The following is a 21,990-nucleotide window of genomic DNA, read 5'->3' on the forward strand; positions in this document are numbered from 1 at the left end:
AATGATGGAAGGAGGAGGTAATGTCATGACGACAAAAGCCAATTGCAGTTCAGCGAAAGGGAAGGCTGTCCAAGATTCTAATGCATCGGGTGAACAACAAGGCGATATGAAATGGTGGCAGCTATCATTGGTCGGTGTAGGCTGTACGATCGGGACAGGGTATTTCCTTGGATCGACTATAGGGATTAAAACGACGGGGCCATCCATTGTATTTTCATTTGTATTGGCTGCACTAGGTACCTACATCGTTTATAATCTGCTTGCCAAGATGACTGCGGCCGATCCTCAAGAGGGTTCTTTTTGTTATTATGCCAATAAAGCATTTGGACGATGGGCTGGCTTTAGCTGTGGCTGGAATTATTGGTCCTCCAATATATTGATCATGGGAAGCCAGCTTACTGCGCTTTCGCTATTATCTCAATTTTGGTTCCCGAAAGTACCGCTGTGGCTATTTGCATCCGGATTCGCAATTGTTTCAATCGTGGTGGTATTGTTGGGAACAAAAGGGTTCGACAGGGTGGAAAACATCCTTGCGGTAATTAAGACAGCAGCAATCGTAATGTTTATCATTATAGCAATATGTGCCGTTTTCGGCTGGTTTGGTCTTGATGGAGGGAAACCGCCATCCTTTCCGAATAAGTTCAATGAATTATTCCCAAAAGGGTTAAAAGGGTTTTGGACATCACTAATCTATGCTTTTTATGCGTTTGGCGGCATTGAGGTCATTGGACTGATGGCGATGCAGCTTAAAAAGAAAGAAGATGCGCCAAAGGCAGGGACGATCATGCTCTTGGTTCTAACCATCATATATGTGGTTTCATTGGGGTTAGCCGTAACCATGATATCGTTAGGGGCATTCAGTGAAAAAGAAAGTCCATTCGTTTCGGCATTGGACAGCTATCATCTGGCATTTTTCCCGCACGTATTTAATGGTGCAATTATAATAGCTGGTTTCTCGACGATGACCGCTTCACTTTTTGGTGTAACCAATCTTTTGGTAACACTCTCCAATGACGGGAACGCACCCTCATTATTCATGCAAAAGATCAAGAAATTCAAGGACCTTCCACTGCCTTCACTTGGTCTTGGAGCCTTAGGACTTTTAGGGTCAATCATCACTGCCTTGCTCCTGCCAGGCAAGATTTATGAATACATCACAACATCTGCTGGAATATTACTTTTGTATAACTGGGCATTCATCATTCTTTCTTCATTTAAAATCTTGGAAAATAAGATTTGGAGTAAGATCACGGCCGTTTTCGGACTTCTTTTAATTTTAGCGGCGGTCAGTGGCACTTTGCTTGAAAAAGAAATACGTCCAGGTTTTTTCATCAGCCTTTTATTCATCGTGATTATCGGTCTTGCCGCCGTTTTCATGAAATTTAAGGTTTGGAATAAGAACAAGGCGATGGCCGCAAAAGCCAGTAAATCAGAACTTGATTGAAAAAAAGGAACTCGACTAACGAAGTCTAGTTCCTTTTTGTGTGCTTTCGATTTGGTGCTAAATTTCAATGATGATCGGAAGGATCATTGGCTTTTTCTTAGTTTGAGTAAAGAGATAGTGCCCCAATTCCTTCTTTATGGTTTGTTTGATGATGTTCCAACGGTATATCTTTTCACTTTGTAAGTCGTTGACCGTTTTCGTGACAAGACGATTCACATGTTTAAGGAGGTCCTCGGAATTTTGAACATATACAAATCCACGGGAAATAGTATCGGGTCCTGATACTATTTTTCGTTCCGACTTGCTTAATGTTATGACGATTACGAGCATGCCATCTTCGGAAAGCTGCTTACGGTCCCGCAGAACGATTTCTCCAACATCACCAACGCCGACACCGTCAACAAAGGTATTGCCGGCAGCCACCTTTCTCGTTTGACGGGCAACGGAGTTTTCAATATCCACCACATCGCCATTACTGATAATGAAAGTATTGCCCTTCTCTACCCCGACAGACTCAGCCAGTAATCGATGTTGGTGCAACATCCGATATTCACCGTGAATTGGAATGAAATACTTCGGTTTCATCAGGGTAAGCATGAGCTTCAACTCTTCCTGATAGGCATGTCCGGATACATGCATGCCTGTTACAGTCCCAGAACCGTAAATGACTTTGGCACCAAGTTGAAATAGGTTGTCGATGATTCGTGAAACATCCCGTTCATTTCCGGGTATTGGAGTGGAGGCAAGAATCACTGTATCATCAGGCAGTATACTCATATCCCGATAATTTGAACTGGAAAGGCGGGAAAGGGCAGCAAACGGCTCTCCTTGACTTCCTGTACATAAAACCGCGATCCTTTCAGGAGCATAATTATCGACTTCATGTGGTTGGATAAGCATCCCATCAGGTACCTCGAGGTAGCCACGTTCAATGGCAACGGATACGACGTTCACCATGCTACGTCCAATTAGGGCAAGTTTCCGGTTTGTCTTCTGTGCAGCGTTCACAACTTGTTGAACTCGATTTACATTTGAAGCGAAGGTCGAAAGAAAGACTTTCTGTTTTGCCTGCATGAAGGCCTCTTCGATATGGCTGCCAACGAGATGCTCCGAGGGACTGGAGCCGGGACGTTCAGCGTTCGTGCTTTCCGATAATAAAACCAAAACACCTTCACTCCCGATCTTGGCCATTTTATGAATATCGGGATACTGATCATTCATGGGAGTCAAGTCAAACTTAAAGTCCCCTGTATGAACGACCGTGCCTTCTGGCGTTCGCATGGTGACACCAAGGCAATCGGGTATACTATGATTCGTTTTGAAAAAGTCGAGAACCATCTCTCCAAATTCCAATCTTGAATCCGAGTCGATCTGGATTAACTTCGTATCACCCAAAAGGTTATGTTCTTTTAATTTCAATTCAATCAAACCTAGTGTTAAACGTGTGGCATAAATGGGTACATTCAATTTTTTTAAGAAATAGGGGATACCGCCAATATGATCTTCATGCCCATGAGTAACAATCAAAGCCCGGATCTTCTCCTTATTCTCCTGGAGAAAGGAAATATCAGGAATGATTAAATCGACTCCTAATAAACTTTCATCAGGAAACTTGGCACCACAGTCAATAATGACGATATCGTTTGCATATTGAACCACATACATGTTTTTACCGATTTCATTCACTCCGCCCAGAGCCAGTATGGACAAAGCATTCTCTTTCACACTCAAGTGGGTAGACCTCCCTTTATATTATGATAAGGATAGTGTTTCCTTAGGCACCTTTTATAAAACCACTCTTTTTATAAAATCGGGGCAATGCAAGAAGCCGTAAAAAAACACCTGCCGATTTCGGTAGGTGCGTGTGTCTTCAATCTTCAACGGCTCAAGCAAGAGTTGATGCTTTCTTCAAAAGAATCAATGTATGCTTGGACCTGAGAAGCATATCTAGTCTTCAAAGTGGCCAGCAAACTTTCTATCAAGAATTCTCGCGGTTTGTCAGACTGCATTAGCTCATCTTGGATGAAGTCGACCAATTCAATGGCTCTTGTTCGATTTTCATCGCAAGGAAAAGCTTTGTTTATCGCTTTTTTCAATTCCGTGGTGGAATGAAGCAAATCATTATGGCAAGGTTCAAGGTGGTTTGTAAAGTTTGGAAACCATGTGTCCATTAGTTCCGGATCAATGATCTGTTCCCCGCTTTCAGCCACTTCATTGACTAAATGGACAATGCGGTTCATGCAATAGCGGATAATTTGTATGTCCGGTGTACCGGCGGGATTAGCACGATAACTAAAATGATTCATGTGGGTCATCATCGAATGAAAGATAATGACGCTATCTAAAAGATAGGGTTTTTTGCTTTCCCCGAAGATATCGATAAAACGGTTATACATCCAGCGTAAGCTCAACAATAGCGTTTTATTGATGAATTGTTTTAATTCTTCATCGTTGGAAACACGGACTTCTTCGATCAGGATAAGCAATTTGCTTTGCTTGTTCACCATTAATTGCAGTTCTAGCTGCCGGATGAAAATTTCAATATCGGCGGAATCTTGACCAATCAACAGTTTTTCCCGTTCATGGCGAATCTTTGTATAAAAGGAACGGAAAATGGCTATAAATAATTCACCCTTCGAAGGGAAATAATTATAAAATGTACCTTTTGATATACCGCTGCCGTCTAGAATGTCCTGGATGGACGTCGCTTGGTAGCCTTTGTCAATAAAAAGCTTATGAGCCGTATCGATGACATTCTGCCTTCGATTATTCATCATATCACCTAATTTTCATTATACTGCTTGTATAAATTTAATCGTACTCTATTTTTCATGACAGCACAAACCCTTATTTAAACCAGTAAATTTCTATTGCAAAAAATGAACTAGGGGTATATTATTGATTTTGTGAGATTGGAATATACCGCTCGTCTAATTAAATGAACCAATAGTTTGAATGGAGGAATAGATAAAAAGTGAGTACTGCACAAATAAATGAGAAAAAGGGTTCGTATGGCATTTTGGCCATATTGATGGTCGGGGCGTTCATAGCGATACTGAATTCAACCCTTTTAAATATTGCACTGCCATCAATTCAAATAGACCTGGGAATAGAGACTTCCACAGTTCAATGGCTGACAACTGGCTACATGCTCGTGAACGGAATCATGATTCCGACAACTGCCTTCTTAATAAGGAAATATTCGGTACGTAATCTGTTCCTGACAGCCATGCTCCTATTCTCAATCGGGACAATCGTGGCAGGTGTAGCGCATGTATTCCCGCTATTATTGAGCGCACGTATGGTTCAGGCTGCCGGTTCGGCAATCATGATGCCATTATTAATGAACGTACTTTTAACTTCTTTCCCTGTTGAAAAACGGGGCTCGGCAATGGGACTATTCGGTTTGGTCATGATGTTTGCCCCTGCAATCGGGCCGACGCTTTCAGGCTGGATCATCGAACATTATGATTGGAGAATGCTATTCCATTTCATTACTCCGCTAGCTTTACTAGTGCTTATTTTCGGCTTCTTTAAACTTAAAGACCACAAGGAAAAAGTAGATATCTCAATTGATAAAATATCGGTCATTCTTTCAAGCTTAGGCTTCGGCGGTTTGCTTTACGGATTCAGTTCGGCAGGCAGCAAAGGTTGGGATAGCCTTGAGGTATACGGCACACTGATTGTCGGTGCCATCTCCCTGATCCTTTTCATAACACGCCAGCTTAAAATGGAAACACCAATGCTTGAGTTCAAGATCTTCAAGCACCCGATGTTCGCTTTATCCGCAACGATCTCAATCGTACTGAACATGGCGATGTTCTCGGGGATGATCTTAATTCCGATGTACACACAAACAGTACGTGGCATTTCACCATTCGATTCTGGATTACTGATGCTTCCAGGTGCGTTATTAATGGCCCTCATGTCACCGGTTACCGGTAAGCTTTTCGATAAGTTCGGTGCCCGCATCCTTGCTTCAATCGGTTTGCTTATCACCGTGGTAACTACGTATTTGCTAAGTAAATTATCAATGGAAACTACGTATACAGAAATTGTAATCCTGTTTTCCGTTCGTTCCTTCGGGATGTCAATGTCCATGATGCCGATCATGACAAATGGTTTGAACTCGCTGCCAGCCCGCATGAACCCGCACGGTACAGCCATGAATAACACACTGAACCAAATTTCCGGTGCGATCGGTACGGCATTGCTCGTTACGGTCATGTCTAACCGTGCAGCTTCTACTGCCGAAGATTTAATGACGAAAGCGATGAGCAAATTAACAAGCCAGCCCACCGCTGAGATGATGGGCCAAATGAAAGCCCAAATCGGGATGCAGGCAATGCTGGATGGAATTAACTTCTCCTTCTTTGTATCTACCTTCATTGCCGGTGTGGCGCTGATTCTGGCATTATTCATTAAGCGTGCATGGCCAGCTGAAGAAAAACCAGCTATGAAAAAAGATCAAACCGCTTAAATGAAACATTAAAAAGCCCTATGCCGCCTGAATCGTCAGGCAGCATAGGGCTTTTTTTAATAACATCAGCCATCTAGTTTGATTTACAGCGGAATTAATTCAGGCTACAGCGAATTATTCGATCTACGCTGGAGTAATTCGACCCCCGCTGGAGTAAATTCGACCTACCGCCGATTTAATTCGACCCCCGCTGGAGTAAATTCGACCTACCGCCGATTTAATTCGACCCCCGCTGGAATAATTCGACCTATCACCGATTAAATTCGACCCCCGCTGGAGTAAATTCGACCTACCACCGATTAAATTCGACCCCCGCTGGAGTAATTCGACCTACCCCCGATTAAATTCGACCCCCGCTGGAGTAAATTCGACCTACCGCCGATTTAATTCGACCCCCGCTGGAGTAATTCGACCTACCACCGATTAAATTCGACCCCCGTTGGAGTTTATTCGACCTATCACCGATTAAATTCGACCCACGTTGGAAATATTCGACCTATCACCTATTTAAATCGACCCATGAATCAAATATGTTTTACCCGGTGATTTCACTTTTATACAAAAAAGGCGCAGTGCCATTTGCACTGCGCTTTTTTTACATCAAGATGTCACTTCCTCTGAAGTTACTTTTGCATGCTGGATATGACTGGCTATCCAGCCAATGATCGCGGCAGAAACGAGATAGGCAAGTAGGATCCACATCTGAGCCTGCAAGTTTTCCCAGCCGCCTAAGGAGATGACCTCTTGAAGTTCCTTTAGTGAATGGGCCATAGGTAAAAATTGACCGATTTTCGTCAATAGCGACATGCCCAGTTCGCCTGGGAATGTTCCGCCGCATGTAGCCAATTGGAACACGAGAAGGGTCACGGCCGCGAATTTTCCGACCACTCCGAATACGGTCACCAGCATAAGAATGAACGTCATGAAGGTAAATGAAACGATGATGCTAGATAGAATGAATACAGGGACACTTGCTACATGTAAATGGAATCCAAGCAGGACCACTGCATCCACTAGAAGTGCCTGAATCAAGCCGATTACATATACTAGCATTAATTTATTCGTGAAGTGAACGGTTCCGGTAACCCTAAGATTCTGCCTGCGGCCAAGCGGCAAGATATTGGAAGCCATGATGCCGCCTACATAAAAGGCCAAAGACAGAAAATAAGGGGCAATTCCGGTTCCATAGTTAGGAACTTCGGATAAATTGGATTGGACCAATTGCACGGGTTCAGAGAACATTGAAGTGGTCGAATCGTCGTACTGAAGACTAGCCGTTTTATCGGCAGCTTCATTAAGCTTGGAGGATAACTTGCTTGAGCCCGTTTCCAGCGAAGCCAGTCCTTCTTGTAGTTCCGTCGATCCACTGGCTAGCTGGCTGCTTCCGCCAGCTAGCGAAACGATTCCGGCATTTAAAGTGGAGAAACCATTTGTCCAATTAGAGAAACCATTCGCGAATTCTAGTGATCCCTCGTTTAATTGCTTGGCACCTGAGGTAGCCTGTGCCATTTTATCACCAAAGGCATTCATCCCGGTTTGAATGGTCTCTTGTCCATCAGCCACTTTTTCAGCACCTTCTCCCAATTGCCTTTGACTGGCATTTAAAGTGGCGGCTGTTTTGGATAACCCTTCTGATAGGGCAATGATTTGCTTGAAGTCTTGATCCTTTATTGCATCAGGATGACTTTTCATATAGGCATCCAATTGTTTCTTAAGAGTATTCGCTGTATCGGCAGCCTGTTCTTGCCCTTGCATCAATTTTTTATTTCCGGCTGACCAGTCCTCAACACCCTGACTTACTTCATTCATCCCACTTTCCAATGAGTGATGTCCATCCGATAGCTGCTTCATGCCGGAATACAAGTTCTGCGAACCTGATGTTAATCCTTTCGCACCATCAGCTAAGGCTTCTTGTCCATCCAAGAGCTTGGTGCTTCCTGTTTGCAGTTTCTGGGCGCCATCATTTAAATCCTGAATGCCATCATCCAATTTTTCACTGCCGCTTTTCGCTTCCGCCGTTCCTTGTTGAAGCTCTTCTGCTCCATCCCCGGCATTCGCCAAGCCTTTAGAAACCTCCTGGAATTTTGAAAGGATGCCTTCAGAATAGACTTTCGTAATGCTTGCGTTGATTTTTGCAGTCATCTTTTCAACAGCAGTTGAGCTGATTTGTGAGGCAACGAAGTTTTTACCTGGATTGACAGTATACAAAAGTTTAGCTCTTTCCGGTTTTTCATCCATTAAAGTCGTGACATTTTCCGAAAAATCCTCCGGAATCGTGACAACCATATAATAGGTACCTTCTTCAAGACCTGTATTAGCCTTTTTTGCCGTGACAAAGTGAAAGTCCAATTCTTTTTGCTTTTTTAATTCTTTAACGAAATCATCTCCAGCTTGGACTGGCTTATCATCCATTTCCGAACCGTTATCGAGATTGACCACTGCTACAGGGAGCTGATCCAACTGTCCATAAGGATTCCAATATCCAGCCAAGAAGAAACCAGAGTAAATCAATGGAACGACCAAAAGGAAAATCAAGGCGATTCTCCCGTGTTTATGTTTCCACATTGCTTTAATATCTTGCAATACAAGTTGTAAACCTTTCATTATTGAGCCTGCCCTTTCTAAATAAGAGATTATTTCATGATAATGGCTTTTTTAGATACTGTATAATACATAATTGATTATGTAATAATAGATTTAAATCTATGCGAAAAGAGTGGGAAAATGGAAATATTACAGCTGCAGTACTTTCAAACCGTAGCACGACTGGAACATATGACGAAGGCTGCGGAACAACTTCAAATAGCTCAGCCATCCCTCAGTAAAACCATATCCCGGCTTGAAGAGGATTTGGGTGTCGCACTTTTCGATAGGGAACACCGGAAAATCAAGCTCAATGCAGCCGGCCGAATATTCTTGAACCGGGTCGAACGCGCTTTTGCGGAACTGAATGAAGGAAGGCGCGAAATAGTGGAATTAGCAGATCAAGACCAAAAGAACATCACTTTGGCCGTTACCATTCCAAGGGTCCTGCCTGATTTATTGAGTGCATTTTTATCTCAGTACCCGGATGTCCGTTTTCAACAATTCCTAAAATCCATATCATCAATGAAGCAGCTTTTAATTGAAGGAGAAATCGATTATTGCATATCGTCCGTTCCGATCGAAGGACCAGACTTAAGGTGGGAACCGCTGATCACCGAAGAAATATACTTGATCGTGCCTCCCAATCACCGGCTGGCTGGCAGGGAAAGCATAACACTCAAAGAAGTGAAAGATGAACCATTCATCAGTATGAATACAGGCTTCGGGTTCCGCAGCCTAACCGACCAATTTTGCCTCGAAGCGGGATTCGTCCAGCACATCGCCTTCGAAGGAGATGAACCAGCTGTCATCTCGGACCTTGTCAGGAAAGGGTTGGGGATCGCCTTCGTATCCGAATTGACATGGCTTCATCAAACCGGATCATTATCCCATAAAATCCGAATAACAGAACCTGTTTGTCAAAGAACAATAGGGCTTGGCTGGTCAGAAAAACGCTACTTCACCGCAGTAGCCAAGCAATTTCGGTTATTTGTCATGGATTACTTCGCTGCCGTCAATTCCGCTAGGCTAAAGGATGAATAAATGTGGTAAAGGTCGAATAAATCGCCGGTTAGGGCGAATAAATGGGTGAAGGCATAAAAAGTATAATTTAATTATAGAGAACATAGTATTCTAGGAGGTTTTTATTAAATATATCGGGTTCAAAATGACGAATCCGATCCTAGGAGATGAATGGAGATGGAAATACGGGTTAATCAAATTGAGTTGAATGGCCTCACGTTTCAATATCGGGAGAGCGGGGATGTTTCTGCACCGCCGCTTGTTGTTCTTCACGCGCTGGGGAAAAGTGCAGATTCATGGGATCAAGCGGCTGCCGCATTAGGAGAAAATTATCGTGTTTTAGCCTTAGATCAACGGGGCCACGGTGGGAGTGCGAGAACTAATACATACACTTTTGAATTGATGTGCGATGATTTGCTTCATTTTGCGGATGCGCTTAATTTGGGAAGGTTTTCGCTAATGGGGCACTCCATGGGGGGAACAGTTTCCTATCTGTTCTCGCAAACTTATCCTTCGAGGATAGATAGGTTGATTGTCGAAGACACGCCTCCTCCTTTTTCGGATAAGCCAATGGAGGTTCCTTCCAAACCTGCTGTCCCACTGCCGTTTGATTGGCAGGTAGTGCCTTCGATTCTACAGCAGCTTAATGAACCCGATCCCAAATGGTGGGCGCGCCTTACCGATATTATGATGCCGACGCTTGTTATAGGGGGCGGGTCGAGCCATATTCCCCAAAACAAATTGCAGGAGGTTTCCGAGCTTATTCCGAATTGCGAATTGGTGACGATAGAGGATGCCGGACACTTTGTCCATGAAGATAATTTACCAGCTTTCTTGGCTGCCGTAACAAGGTTTCTTTCCAAAGGACAGGCGTTTTAAAGCAGGAATAAGAGGGTTGCCGATGCAGCCCTCTTATTCCTGCTTTAAAATGTATGGTTTATTTTAAAGACGGAATTTACCGATTTATTATTCAGGATTTCAAGCAACTGTTCAGCCATATAGCCAGCGCTATATTTAAAGCCAGTGTTGACCCATTCGATGATCATGCCTAATATCGCATACGCTTGGTAGCTGGAGGCAAGTTCTATATTGATCTTAGGGTTGGGCCGGTAATCTTCGAGGTCCTCCAATGGAAGTTTCTTTAACTCATTACAAATCCTTTCCAGTAATGTAGGCCATGCATTCGTCTTTAGGATAAGGGTATAAATGTTTGCATAGTTAGCTACATGTTCAAATATTTTGATGACTGAAGCGGTTAGTTCATTGATGGTGAAAGTATCAACGTTCTTATAAGGTTCCCGGTAAGATATGATCAAATCCGCAATGACATCTTCCATGGCCTCTTCAAGCAGTTCCTCTTTGTACTGATAGTGTTTATAAAATGTACCCCGATTAAGGTCGGCGAGTTCTACAATGTCAGTAATCGATATATCCCTGAAATCCTTATTTTGCATTAATGATATGAGGGATTCTTTCAAAGCCATTTTGGACTTCCTGATCCTTCTATCAATCCCAGTGTTATTATCAGTCATTTTCTTCACCCTTTGTTCGTTATTGTGCTTTTAATGAACATAATGATCACTATCTGTTCATTGTTCAACATCGAGGTCATCATTTGCTGATTGTATAAGCCTACTGAAACTAATTATACTATAAAGGAAAGTAGTTAATGAACATCTGTACAATAAGTATCACTTCACTAGAATGAATGGGGGAGTTCATAATGAAATTACAAGACAAAGTTGCAGTAGTGACAGGTGCAGCATCAGGCATGGGAAAACAAATTGCTATAGATTATGCTAGAGAAGGTGCGAAAGTCGTCGTATCGGATTTAAATCTTGATGGTGCGAACGAAACGGTAGAAGAAATAAAAGCGAATGGCGGAATGGCCTTTGCCATTAAAACGAACGTGGCGGTGGAGGAAGATATTCAACATTTGATCGATACCACGGTCAGTACTTACGGTACGGTGGATATTTTGGTGAATAACGCGGGTATCATGGATGGCATGGAACCGGCTGGAGACATTGAAGACTCTAGATGGGATCGGATTTTTGCCATTAACACGACTAGCGTCATGCGTTCGACTAGAAAGGTGTTGCCGATCTTTTTAGAAAAACAAAAAGGGGTCATCATCAATATTGCTTCTGCTGGCGGTTTGTACGGTGCTCGAGCAGGTGCAGCATACACTGCCTCTAAGCACGCAGTCGTTGGGTTCACAAAAAACACGGGCTTTATGTATGCCAATAAAGGGATTCGCTGCAATGCAATAGCACCAGGCGGAGTTGAAACCAATATTGGTTCCAGCATGACGAATATCAATGAGTTTGGCTTCTCTCGCCAACAATTGGGTATGGCTATCAATCCACGCAATGGCAAACCTGAGGAAATCGCTAAAGTGGCATTATTCCTTGCTTCAGACGATTCCAGTTTTGTTAATGGTACTGTCATCACCGCAGATGCTGGTTGGAGTGCATATTAAGCCCGTAAATTAAAAAGAATGGTCAAGAACTTAGTGACTGATATATGCATTCCTGCTAGTTAGCAGGGATGCATTTTTTTGAGTGGAGCATAGGCAGGATCATTGTAGGGGGAATTTGGTTAGCCAGACAATTTGCTAGAGGAAGTTTTTACTTCATTCGGTAGTCCTGACATTTTCAGTTCAATCGAAAGTGGATAAGTGGGGGCTGGATAGTTCGAACTACTATCCAGTTTTTCTCTCAAAAAGAATTATGCTATCAATTGGATTTAAAAGATAAGTTGAACTCTGAAATCTTGGAAGCAAAATAGGTTCCCAGAAAAAATCCACTTTCCCTATGAAATTGGATCACTGAGTGATCCATCAGTTTGCTGCGATACCTCTCAAACGATATATTAATTGGCGTGAGAATATTGAAGGACTTTCTGACGGACGTAATCAAGGTGTTTGTACATTTGGCTAAATGCTTCATGCGGATCATGTGCTGCAAGTGCCGCATAGATGGCTTTATGATACTTTACAGTCAGTTCCCGTTCTCTGAATTGAATCAGGCTATTAATTTTATTATGTGTAATCAATAAAGAATCGATCATGCCTTCAATAATGGGATTGTTTGCACTTAAAGCTATGATCTTGTGAAATTCTTTATCGGCCTCTCCATAATCGTTGTCTTCACTATTGGCAATCGTCTCAATCGTAACTTGCAGTTTCTCCAATTGTTCGTCTGTGATCTTCTCGGCAGCCATCGTTACTAATCCCAACTCCAAAGCCATTCGCGCTTCGATGATCGCTGGTAAATTATCTGTAGCCAGCGCCAGCATGACAGAGAATGGATGTGTACCGATTTTATCGTTAAAAAAGGTTCCTTCACGTGTTTTTCGAGTAATGACACCTAGTGTATCAAGTGCACTGAGCGCCTCACGTAAAACAGGCCTGCTTACTTCAAGTTCTTTCATAAGTTCCATTTCAGGAGGCAGTTTGTCGCCCGCTTTCATTTGTCCGCTGACGAGCAGATGCACAATTTGATCCACGACTTGTTGTGAAAGAGTGTTGCGATGTACCGATTGTACGCCTAATTTCTTTGACGATTCTTCCATTGTGTAACCCCTTTTCTGTTAAATCCTATATGTATTCATACTGTAAGACTAATTATATAATATAATACACTTATTTGCATGTGAGTATGAGAAGACCTACGTCCAAAAAAAGTAAAATGCGCCTCTCTAAAGAGAGAGACGCACGCAATGTAGGAAAAAAATCATCTCACAAGGCAAGGAGATTTTGGATTGAACTTCCATCCGGAAACCAGGTATTGCATCGCCATTGAATCATCACGGGCACCAAGTCCTTTTTGTTTATAAAGCTGGTGTGCCTTCTCGATTTGTTCCATATCCACTTCAATTCCAAGTCCAGGTTTGGAAGGGACATCGACCATACCGCCGACAATTTTAAAAGGTTCTTTCGTCAAACGCTGCCCATCCTGCCAAATCCAGTGGGTATCGATTGCAGTGATTTTTCCTGGTGCGGCTGCTGCAACGTGTGTAAACATGGCAAGTGAAATGTCAAAGTGATTATTCGAGTGTGATCCCCATGTCAATCCCCAGTCGTTGCACATTTGAGCGACACGGACGGAGCCCTGCATCGTCCAAAAATGCGGATCGGCAAGAGGGATGTCCACGGATTGAAGTTGAATGGAGTGCCCCATTTGCCTCCAGTCCGTTGCAATCATGTTCGTTGCGGTTGGAAGGCCCGTTGCACGCCTGAATTCCGTCATGATTTCCCGGGCGGAAAAACCATTTTCCGCTCCGCATGGATCTTCCGCATAAGCTAAAACATGATGCTGATCCCTGCAAAGTTTAATCGCATCCTCAAGCAGCCAGCCGCCATTTGGATCAAGCGTGATCCTGGCTTCAGGGAAGCGTTCCGCAAGTGCCGTCACCGCTTCGATTTCTTCCTCCCCGCGTAAAACCCCGCCTTTCAATTTAAAATCATTGAATCCATAGCGAGAATGGGCGGCTTCTGCCAAGCGGACAATCGATTCGGGTGTCAGCGCTTCCTCATGACGGAGGCGAAGCCAGTCATCTTCCGCTTCCGGTTCGCTTAAATAACCAAGATCTGTTTTATTGCGGTTACCTACATAAAATAAGTAGCCCAGCATTTCCACCTTATCACGCTGCTGTCCCTCACCGAGAAGGGCTGCGACAGGAACACCTAAATATTGGCCAACTAAATCAAGAAGTGCCGCTTCCAATGCTGTTACGGCATGAATGGCAATACGGAGATCGAACGTCTGAAGGCCGCGCCCTCCAGCATCGCGGTCCCCAAACTGCTTACGGATGGTATTCAGAATGTTGTTGTATGCCCCAATGGACTGGCCGACAACCAATTGTTTGGCATCTTCTAGAGTTTGGCGGATTTTTTCGCCCCCAGGAACTTCACCTACACCTGTATTACCCGCATTGTCTTTTAGAATGACAATGTTCCGGGTGAAATATGGAGCATGGGCACCACTTAAGTTCAGCAGCATGCCGTCATGGCCCGCAACTGGAATAACGCTCATTTCTGAAATTACCGGTGTGCCGACTTTTACATTATCCTTAAGCAATTGATTGTTCATAATTTTTCCCCCTACTAGAATATTTAGTTGATTATGATTTTAACTCTACACGTTTAATTTCACCAACCAGGAATAAGTAACTTAAAATAGCGACAAGAGCATTGGCACATACGAAGACTAGCGCCCCATTGAACGACCCTGTCGTGGCAATGATATATCCGATGATGATCGGTGTTGTAATGCCGGCAATGTTACCGAATGTGTTGAAAAGCCCGCCGCTGACACCGGACATTTCTTTTGGTGAGGTATCGGCCACAACCGCCCAGCCTAATGCCCCAAATCCTTTACCGAAAAACGCAAGGGCCATAACGAAAATGACAACCCATTCCGTATCTACATAGTTTGCTGCTACCAAGCTCATCGATAGAATCATCCCAACAACAATTGGCATTTTTCGGGCGACAGTCAATGAGAATCCCTTCCGTAACAAGAAATCCGAGAATGTACCTCCGAGAATACCGCCAAAAAATCCACAAATGGCGGGAAGGGAAGCGACGAATCCAACTTCAAGAATGGTCATGCCTCTTTCTTGTACAAGGTACACAGGAAACCATGTCAGGAAAAAGTACGTTAACGTCGTAATGCAATATTGTCCTAGATAAACACCTAACAGCATGCGGTTTGATAAAAGCTGCTTAATATGATTCCAGTTGACGCCTTTCTTTTCCTCCTTATTTGCACTGGTTTGATCCATATTGATCAAAGCGCCGCCAGCTTCGATATATTCAAGCTCAGCTTTGTTGATACGAGGATGTTCCTTCGGGCCATAAATCGTTTTCAGCCAGATGAAAGCAACGATGATTCCTAAAGCACCCATAAAGAAGAAGACATATTCCCAACCAAATTTATACGTAATGTAACCCATGATCGGTGCAAAGAGAACGGTTGCAAAATACTGGGCGGAATTGAAAGTGGCAGCCGCGGTTCCGCGTTCATGGCTTGGGAACCATGTAGCGACGATGCGGCTGTTGGCCGGGAAGGAAGGCGCTTCTGCCAATCCAACTAAAAAACGCAGGCCGAACAATACGATGACAGCTGTTCCGGCAGAACCGAAAAAACCTAGAAACCCTTGTAAAAGCGTAAAGGCAGACCATAACGTGATACTCCAAAAGTAAACCTTTTTTGAGCCAAAACGGTCTAAAAGCCATCCGCCTGGAATTTGTCCTGCTACATAAGACCAAGCGAAAGCGGAGAAAACGTAGCCCATCATGACTGAATCGAGACCAAGCTGACCAGACATGTCCGTACCCGCAATTGATAGCGTCGCACGATCCGCATAATTCAGAGCAGTGACCAAAAAGAGCATAAAGACAATGAACCATCGTGTGCGTGTTTTTTTCTGGGCACTTGGTAGTTTAGGAGATGGTTGAAAAACTTTTTCTTCAGCGTTCATATACTCACTTCCTTAATCGTATTTAATTATATTTTCATTTGATACCGCTTACAATGTTAACTGTTTCCTCCTTCGTGAAAATTCTTAATATTTAGTTTTGTCCAATGGTAAGACAAATAAAATTGTTTGTCAATGGCTTTTTTTCGTAAATCATTTTTCATTTTAGCTCCTTAATTATCGTGTTTTTTTGTATATAGTAGAAGTGAAATTATTGAGGTTTAAGGTAATGTTAGTTTTTTCAGAAAATAAAAAAAATACGATTGACCAGAAGGTCTGTTTGTCTTACAATAAAACAATAATACACAAGGGGGAATAAATAATGAATAAGACTCGCAAGGCACCTAAAGGAATACTCGGATTTCCCGTGGCACCATTCACAACGAGTAATAAGCTTGATGAACAAGCACTCGCCCAAAATATCCAATTTTTATTAGATGAGGGACTCGAGGCTATTTTCGTGGCATGTGCAGCAGCGGAATATCCTTCGTTAAGTAAAGAGGAATATGAAGCGATGGTAGAGGTAGCCGTATCCGTCACGGCTGGAAAAGTACCTGTATACACAGGGGTAGGCGGGAATATTCAAACTTCCCTCGAACTTGCCAGAATATCAGCGGATAGAGGGGCAGACGGTTATTTAATATTACCTCCATATCTCGTTACTGGAGAACAGGCAGGTCTAGCTGCTTATTTCAAAACCATCGCAGAAAGTACAGACTTAAATTCCATAGTATATCAGCGTGATAATGTTTCATTTTCACTTTCAACTTTGGAAGCGCTTGCTGAGGTCCCGCAGGTGGTCGGCGTCAAAGACGGCCTGGGCAATATGGAGTTGAATGGACTCCTTACACAAACCTTCGGAAAACGTTTCGGCTGGCTTAACGGAATGCCGCTTGCGGAAGTTACCATGTCGGCCTACGTTCCACTTGGCTTTGACTCATATTCATCGGCGATATCCAATTACATCCCGCATATCTCACGAAAATTCTATAATGGCATTTTGAGCGGAGATCAGGAAACGGTCAATGAAATTTACCAACAGGTCATCATGCCAATCAACAATATTCGCCGTCAGAGAAAGGGATATGCCGTTTCGCTCATTAAAGCAGGTATGGAGATTATGGGAATGCCGGTTGGGCAAACAGTCAGATTACCAATTCTTCCGGTGGAAAAAGAACATTATGCAGAAATGCAAACGATATTAGAGAATGCTTTAAATCGTTTTCCAAAAGAAACACCAATTCAATCAATCTAATAAGGGTGGGGATTATATATGATAACTACAGTTCAAACAAAAACGTATCTTAACTATATTAACGGTGAATGGGTTGCTTCTATTTCAAATGAAGTTGAAAAAAGTTTAAACCCGGCAGATAAACAGGCAATTGTCGGATATGTACAAAAATCTACCAAGGATGACTTGAACCTGGCTGTGGAAGCTGCGAAAAAGGCGAAAGAAAAATGGCGCAAACTAGCTGGTTCAGAGCGCGGGGAGTATCTATATAAAGCAGCGCAAATTCTTGAAAAGCGGATTGATGAAATCGCAGAATGTGCAACACGGGAAATGGGAAAGACCTTTGCTGAAACAAAAGGGGAAACGGCACGCGGCATTGCGATCCTGAAATACTATGCAGGAGAAGGAATGCGTAAAGTGGGGGATGTCATTCCATCCACCGACAGTTCAGCGCTTATGTTCACGACGCGAGTCCCGCTTGGCGTTGTGGGCGTCATAACACCTTGGAATTTCCCAATCGCCATCCCAATTTGGAAGATGGCTCCTGCTCTCGTATATGGGAATACGATTGTGGTCAAGCCAGCCACCGAGACGGCCATCACCTGTGCGAAGATCATGGAGTGTTTTGAAGAAGCGGGTTTACCGGCGGGTGTAATCAATATGGTCACAGGACCGGGCAGTGTCATCGGGCAGGGCATCGCTGATCACGAAGATGTAAACGGCATTACCTTTACCGGCTCAAACGGCGTTGGAAAAAGGATTGGACAAGCGGCGTTAGCACGCGGAGCGAAATACCAGCTTGAAATGGGCGGGAAAAACCCGGTCATCGTTGCAGCGGATGCGGATCTTAATCTGGCTGTAGAAGCCGTCATTACAGGTGCGTTCCGTTCAACGGGGCAAAAATGTACCGCGACAAGCCGTGTCATCGTTGCAGCGGAAGTTTATGAAGAGTTCAAGCAGCTGCTGGTGAAAGAAACGAAAGGCATTTCCATCGGGGATGGATTGGACAGCGGAACATGGATGGGTCCATGTGCTAGCGAAAATCAATTGAATACGGTTCTTTCCTATATTAAAAAAGGAGTGGAAGAAGGCGCTGAACTTCTAATTGGCGGGAAGCGTGCTGAAGAAGGCCCTCAGGCAAATGGCTTTTATGTAGAGCCTACTATTTTTGATAACTGCACGTCAGATATGACGATTGTACAGGAAGAAATTTTTGGTCCGGTAATTGCTTTATTGAAAGCTGATTCAGTTGAAGAGGCCCTGCAACTTGCGAACAGCGTGGAATACGGCCTTAGTGCTTCGATTTTCACAGCGAATATCAAACATTTGCTTTCATTTGTTAACGATATGGAAGCGGGATTGATCAGGGTCAACGCTGAGAGCGCAGGCGTTGAATTGCAGGCGCCATTTGGCGGCATGAAAAACTCCAGCTCCCACTCCAGGGAACAAGGAGAAGCAGCAAAAGAGTTTTTTACATCCATTAAAACGGTGTTTGTAAAATAATAACCCTCTCGTGTATCGTGTATCTTTAGTGATGACTGTTTGCTTTTTTAGAATGAAGGAGTGGTAAAGTGGATACGAAAACGCAACTGACGGAGGTTCCGCTTTATATTAAGGTAAATAAGATTGATAATGTCGCCATCGTGGTTAATACGGGGGGCTTGGATCAAGGAACCGTTTTCTCTTGTGGGCTTGAATTGAAAGAAAGAGTACCACAAGGTCACAAAGTGGCTTTGACGGATATAGTCGAGAATGAAGCCATCATACGCTATGGGGAAGTTATCGGTTATGCGGCTGAATCAATCAGTAAGGGCAGTTGGATTGACGAGTCGTTGGTGATACTGCCGGCTTCTCCAGATTTAAAGGCATTACCGGTAGCAAATGATATACCGAAAACTTTGCCCCCACTTGAAGGATATACATTTCAAGGATTCCGCAATGAAGATGGCAGTGTTGGAACCAAGAATATATTAGGCATTACAACTAGCGTTCAATGTGTTGTGGGCGTTCTGGATTTTGTCGTGAACCGGATAAAAAAAGAGCTTCTTCCGAAGTATCCCAATGTTGATGATGTTGTCGCCATAAATCACAACTATGGGTGCGGAGTCGCAATCAATGCACCTGAAGCGGTTATTCCCATTCGCACGATACAGAACCTTGCGAAACACCCGAATTTCGGCGGGGAAGCTTTGGTAGTTGGACTGGGGTGTGAAAAACTGTCTCCAATGAGGATAAATCCAAGCGGGGACGATTCAGATATCATTTCACTTCAGGATCAGCAGGGATTTGCGGGAATGGTCCAATCCATTATGGAAATGGCCGAGGAACGTTTAATCAAGTTGAACCGCAGGCAGCGGGAGACGTTTCCAGTTTCCGAATTAGTCATCGGTACGCAGTGTGGAGGAAGTGATGCATTTTCCGGTGTGACAGCTAACCCTGCAGTAGGATATGCTACAGATCTGTTAGTTAGAGCTGGGGCAACCGTTCTATTCTCTGAAGTCACAGAAGTACGGGATGCGATTCATCTATTGACGCCTCGAGCGGTGAATGAAGAAGTAGGAAGAGCCTTAATAAAGGAAATGGATTGGTATGATAACTACCTTGCTTTAGGTGATGCTGATCGAAGTGCCAATCCGTCGCCTGGAAACAAAAAAGGCGGATTGGCCAATGTAGTGGAAAAATCATTAGGCTCCATTGCCAAATCCGGAGGCAGCCCCATTTCAGGCGTATTGGCTCCAGGTGAAAAAGCAACTGAAAAAGGGCTGATTTTTGCAGCTACACCAGCTAGTGACTTTGTTTGCGGAACACTGCAGCTCGCTTCCGGTATGCACCTTCAAGTTTTTTCAACTGGAAGAGGCACACCTTATAATCTCGCAATGGCTTCCGTCATCAAAGTATCTACACGAAATACATTGACAGAGCAATGGAAAGATCTGATCGATATAAATGCTGGAACTATCGCTACTGGTGAAGCAACGATTGAGGATGTTGGATGGGAAATATTTCACCTTATTTTGGAAGTGGCCAGCGGTAAAAAGAAAACCTGGGCAGAGCATTGGGGCCTGCATAATGATTTGGCATTGTTCAATCCTGCTCCAATTACTTAATAATGATTTACTGGACGGACTTCCTTTTAATAGAGGAAGTCCGTCCTTTTTTTCTTCCAGAAAAGAGGACCGCTGGACTATTAGCAGAAGTTATTAATGAACGTTTGGTTTTCATCATGACGAGATACTGAAGTACATATCAGGAGGGATAGCATGGTCACATTCAGGAATGCGACGGCAAAAGATTTAAGTGAAATAGTACAGATGCTTGCGGATGATGTTTTGGGGAAGGAAAGGGAGCGCTATGAAAATCCCCTTCCTGAAAGCTATATAAAAGCATTTGAATCCATTGATGCAGATGGAAATAATGAATTGATCGTAGCATGTCTTGGTGAGGAAATCGTTGGGGTACAGCAAATCACGTTCACTCCTTACATTACCCATCAAGGCGGTTGGAGAGCTACGATCGAAGGGGTTCGGACGGCATCTACAGAACGAGGGAAAGGTATTGGAAGCAAGTTGATTCAATATGCGATTGACCGTGCAAGGAAGCGGGGCTGCCATATCATTCAGCTGACGACCGATAAAAAGCGGGAAGAAACGTTGCGTTTTTATGAACGTTTAGGATTTAAAGCCACTCATGAAGGCATGAAAATGAAGCTTTAAATTCACGGTCTTTTGTCCCCTTTTTTTGTGTACAACAACTTGTCTGGTATTATATGTTAAAATTATTCGTGAGATATTAATAGATGTATAGGATTTAAAAACTTATGAAAGGGTGAGCTCGATGGAAAACGAAGCATGTATTCAGAAGAGGTATGGTGTAATCAGTTTTACTTCATTCATCATTGGAATCGTTTGCTTTTTTACTGTTTTTATTACACCTATCAGAATCGCAAATTTCGGGAGCCTGACGGGTGATTATATCACATTTTTCCTTACGATTACCGGTATCGTCCTATCTGTCATGGGAATTTTGAAGAAAACAGAGAAAAAAGTGATTTCTATCGTTTCTTTGGTTTTTTCCTCATCTTTCTTTATATTTTGGGTTATCGTCATCACTTTGCTGTTAACTGGTGAAATAGAATGGCCACGTAGATCAAATTAGCAGCTGCAGTGATAGAGTTTAATGAGTTTTGCTTGAAGGTAGTTTGGAGTTGAACCAATTGAACCTTTCGTGATGCTCAGGGGAGCTGAAAAATAGAATGGAGAATCATAGAATGAATGTCAAAGCGGAGTTATATTGGAATGAATTTTGGCAAGGGAAAGAAGAAGAAAAACCCCAGTCAGTCAGTGCGTGGCAATTCGGGGCCGATCCCGATCAATTGGCTCGATTAGTGATGGCTGGGATAAAAACGGCTACATGCTCTGGGTATGTTTTTTATGAAGAAGAAAATGAACCATTACCATCCGTGGGTGATTACAGCATTATTTTAAGCGGTGAGGATGAGCCCTTAGCCATCATCCAAACAGTGAAAGTCGAAGTATTGCCCATGAATGAAGTGAGCGAAGAGTTTGCAATTGCAGAAGGGGAAGGCGATCGAACATATACATACTGGTGGGACGCACATGAAAAATTTTTTAAAGAAGAATTGGACAGAATCGGACACACCTTTCAAGTAGATATGCTGCTAGTGTGTGAGCGTTTTGAATTGATTCATGTAAAGTGAGTGTAGACGGCTAGCAATAAGTG

Annotated in this window: 18 protein-coding genes; 11 read left to right on the forward strand and 7 right to left on the reverse strand. The window is 43.4% G+C overall.

The features are described from left to right. The first annotated feature begins 106 nt into the window (after positions 1-106). Positions 107-1,444 (forward strand): amino acid permease, encoded by a 1,338-nt coding sequence (locus LQ188_RS08685; protein WP_230176838.1) that lies wholly within the window; start codon positions 107-109, stop codon positions 1,442-1,444. Positions 1,445-1,501: 57 nt separating this feature from the next. Here LQ188_RS08685 and LQ188_RS08690 read toward each other — a convergent pair whose 3' ends face one another. Together LQ188_RS08690 and LQ188_RS08695 are read right to left on the reverse strand one after the other, a co-directional pair. After that, entirely contained in the window at positions 1,502-3,175 is a 1,674-nt protein-coding gene (locus tag LQ188_RS08690; RefSeq protein WP_101223168.1) for a ribonuclease J, read from the reverse strand. 146 nt (positions 3,176-3,321) lie between these two features. Further along, positions 3,322-4,221 (reverse strand): TetR/AcrR family transcriptional regulator, encoded by a 900-nt coding sequence (locus tag LQ188_RS08695; RefSeq protein ID WP_230176606.1) that lies wholly within the window; start codon positions 4,219-4,221, stop codon positions 3,322-3,324. Between the two features lie 254 nt (positions 4,222-4,475). Here LQ188_RS08695 and LQ188_RS08700 point away from each other — a divergent pair, with 254 nt between their 5' ends. After that, positions 4,476-5,924: a DHA2 family efflux MFS transporter permease subunit gene (locus LQ188_RS08700; RefSeq protein WP_230176839.1), complete on the forward strand. Its 1,449-nt coding sequence runs from the start codon at positions 4,476-4,478 to the stop codon at positions 5,922-5,924. Between the two features lie 600 nt (positions 5,925-6,524). On the opposite strand, the gene LQ188_RS08705 is transcribed toward LQ188_RS08700, so the two are convergent. Then, entirely contained in the window at positions 6,525-8,528 is a 2,004-nt protein-coding gene (locus tag LQ188_RS08705) for a YhgE/Pip domain-containing protein (RefSeq protein ID WP_230176607.1), read from the reverse strand. A 120-nt stretch (positions 8,529-8,648) separates the two neighbouring features. Here LQ188_RS08705 and LQ188_RS08710 point away from each other — a divergent pair, with 120 nt between their 5' ends. Together LQ188_RS08710 and LQ188_RS08715 are read left to right on the forward strand one after the other, a co-directional pair. Next, positions 8,649-9,551, forward strand: coding sequence for a LysR family transcriptional regulator (locus LQ188_RS08710; protein WP_230176608.1), 903 nt, complete (start codon positions 8,649-8,651; stop codon positions 9,549-9,551). 156 nt (positions 9,552-9,707) lie between these two features. Next, on the forward strand, positions 9,708-10,409 hold the full coding sequence (locus tag LQ188_RS08715; protein ID WP_230176609.1) for an alpha/beta hydrolase: 702 nt from the start codon (positions 9,708-9,710) through the stop codon (positions 10,407-10,409). A gap of 44 nt (positions 10,410-10,453) precedes the next feature. Here LQ188_RS08715 and LQ188_RS08720 read toward each other — a convergent pair whose 3' ends face one another. Next, positions 10,454-11,062: a TetR/AcrR family transcriptional regulator gene (locus tag LQ188_RS08720; protein ID WP_230176610.1), complete on the reverse strand. Its 609-nt coding sequence runs from the start codon at positions 11,060-11,062 to the stop codon at positions 10,454-10,456. 191 nt (positions 11,063-11,253) lie between these two features. Between LQ188_RS08720 and LQ188_RS08725 the strand changes: the two genes are divergently transcribed. Beyond that, a complete protein-coding gene (locus tag LQ188_RS08725; protein WP_101223162.1) occupies positions 11,254-12,012 on the forward strand; it encodes an SDR family oxidoreductase in 759 nt (252 codons plus the stop codon). Between the two features lie 392 nt (positions 12,013-12,404). Here the strand turns inward: LQ188_RS08725 and LQ188_RS08730 are convergent, their stop codons facing one another. The 3 genes from LQ188_RS08730 to LQ188_RS08740 form a co-directional block, all read right to left on the reverse strand. Beyond that, complete coding sequence (locus LQ188_RS08730) at positions 12,405-13,106, reverse strand: FadR/GntR family transcriptional regulator (protein WP_101223161.1); 702 nt, start codon at positions 13,104-13,106, stop codon at positions 12,405-12,407. A gap of 161 nt (positions 13,107-13,267) precedes the next feature. Next, positions 13,268-14,626 (reverse strand): glucarate dehydratase, encoded by a 1,359-nt coding sequence (gene gudD, locus LQ188_RS08735; RefSeq protein WP_230176611.1) that lies wholly within the window; start codon positions 14,624-14,626, stop codon positions 13,268-13,270. A 31-nt stretch (positions 14,627-14,657) separates the two neighbouring features. Beyond that, on the reverse strand, positions 14,658-16,019 hold the full coding sequence (locus tag LQ188_RS08740) for an MFS transporter (RefSeq protein WP_101223159.1): 1,362 nt from the start codon (positions 16,017-16,019) through the stop codon (positions 14,658-14,660). A 319-nt stretch (positions 16,020-16,338) separates the two neighbouring features. Here LQ188_RS08740 and kdgD point away from each other — a divergent pair, with 319 nt between their 5' ends. The 6 genes from kdgD to LQ188_RS08770 all read left to right on the forward strand — a co-directional run bounded on the left by kdgD (position 16,339) and on the right by LQ188_RS08770 (position 21,967). Next, the gene (kdgD, locus tag LQ188_RS08745) at positions 16,339-17,271 is read left to right on the forward strand and encodes a 5-dehydro-4-deoxyglucarate dehydratase (protein WP_101223158.1); all 933 of its coding nucleotides are present in this window, start codon (positions 16,339-16,341) and stop codon (positions 17,269-17,271) included. An 18-nt stretch (positions 17,272-17,289) separates the two neighbouring features. Then, positions 17,290-18,753 carry an alpha-ketoglutaric semialdehyde dehydrogenase GucD gene (gene gucD / locus LQ188_RS08750; RefSeq protein ID WP_101223157.1) on the forward strand — a complete coding sequence of 488 codons (1,464 nt, stop codon included), beginning with the start codon at positions 17,290-17,292 and terminating at the stop codon, positions 18,751-18,753. A gap of 68 nt (positions 18,754-18,821) precedes the next feature. Then, positions 18,822-20,357, forward strand: a complete 1,536-nt coding sequence (gene garD, locus LQ188_RS08755) for a galactarate dehydratase (protein WP_101223156.1) — start codon at positions 18,822-18,824, stop codon at positions 20,355-20,357. Between the two features lie 153 nt (positions 20,358-20,510). Further along, the gene (locus tag LQ188_RS08760; RefSeq protein WP_101223155.1) at positions 20,511-20,963 is read left to right on the forward strand and encodes a GNAT family N-acetyltransferase; all 453 of its coding nucleotides are present in this window, start codon (positions 20,511-20,513) and stop codon (positions 20,961-20,963) included. Positions 20,964-21,084: 121 nt separating this feature from the next. After that, positions 21,085-21,405, forward strand: coding sequence for a hypothetical protein (locus LQ188_RS08765; protein ID WP_101223154.1), 321 nt, complete (start codon positions 21,085-21,087; stop codon positions 21,403-21,405). 112 nt (positions 21,406-21,517) lie between these two features. Next, positions 21,518-21,967 (forward strand): ASCH domain-containing protein, encoded by a 450-nt coding sequence (locus LQ188_RS08770; protein ID WP_230176612.1) that lies wholly within the window; start codon positions 21,518-21,520, stop codon positions 21,965-21,967. Positions 21,968-21,990 lie beyond the last annotated feature (23 nt).

This window comes from Peribacillus sp. Bi134 (genome assembly GCF_918698065.1).
In the GTDB taxonomy this organism is placed as follows: domain Bacteria; phylum Bacillota; class Bacilli; order Bacillales; family DSM-1321; genus Peribacillus.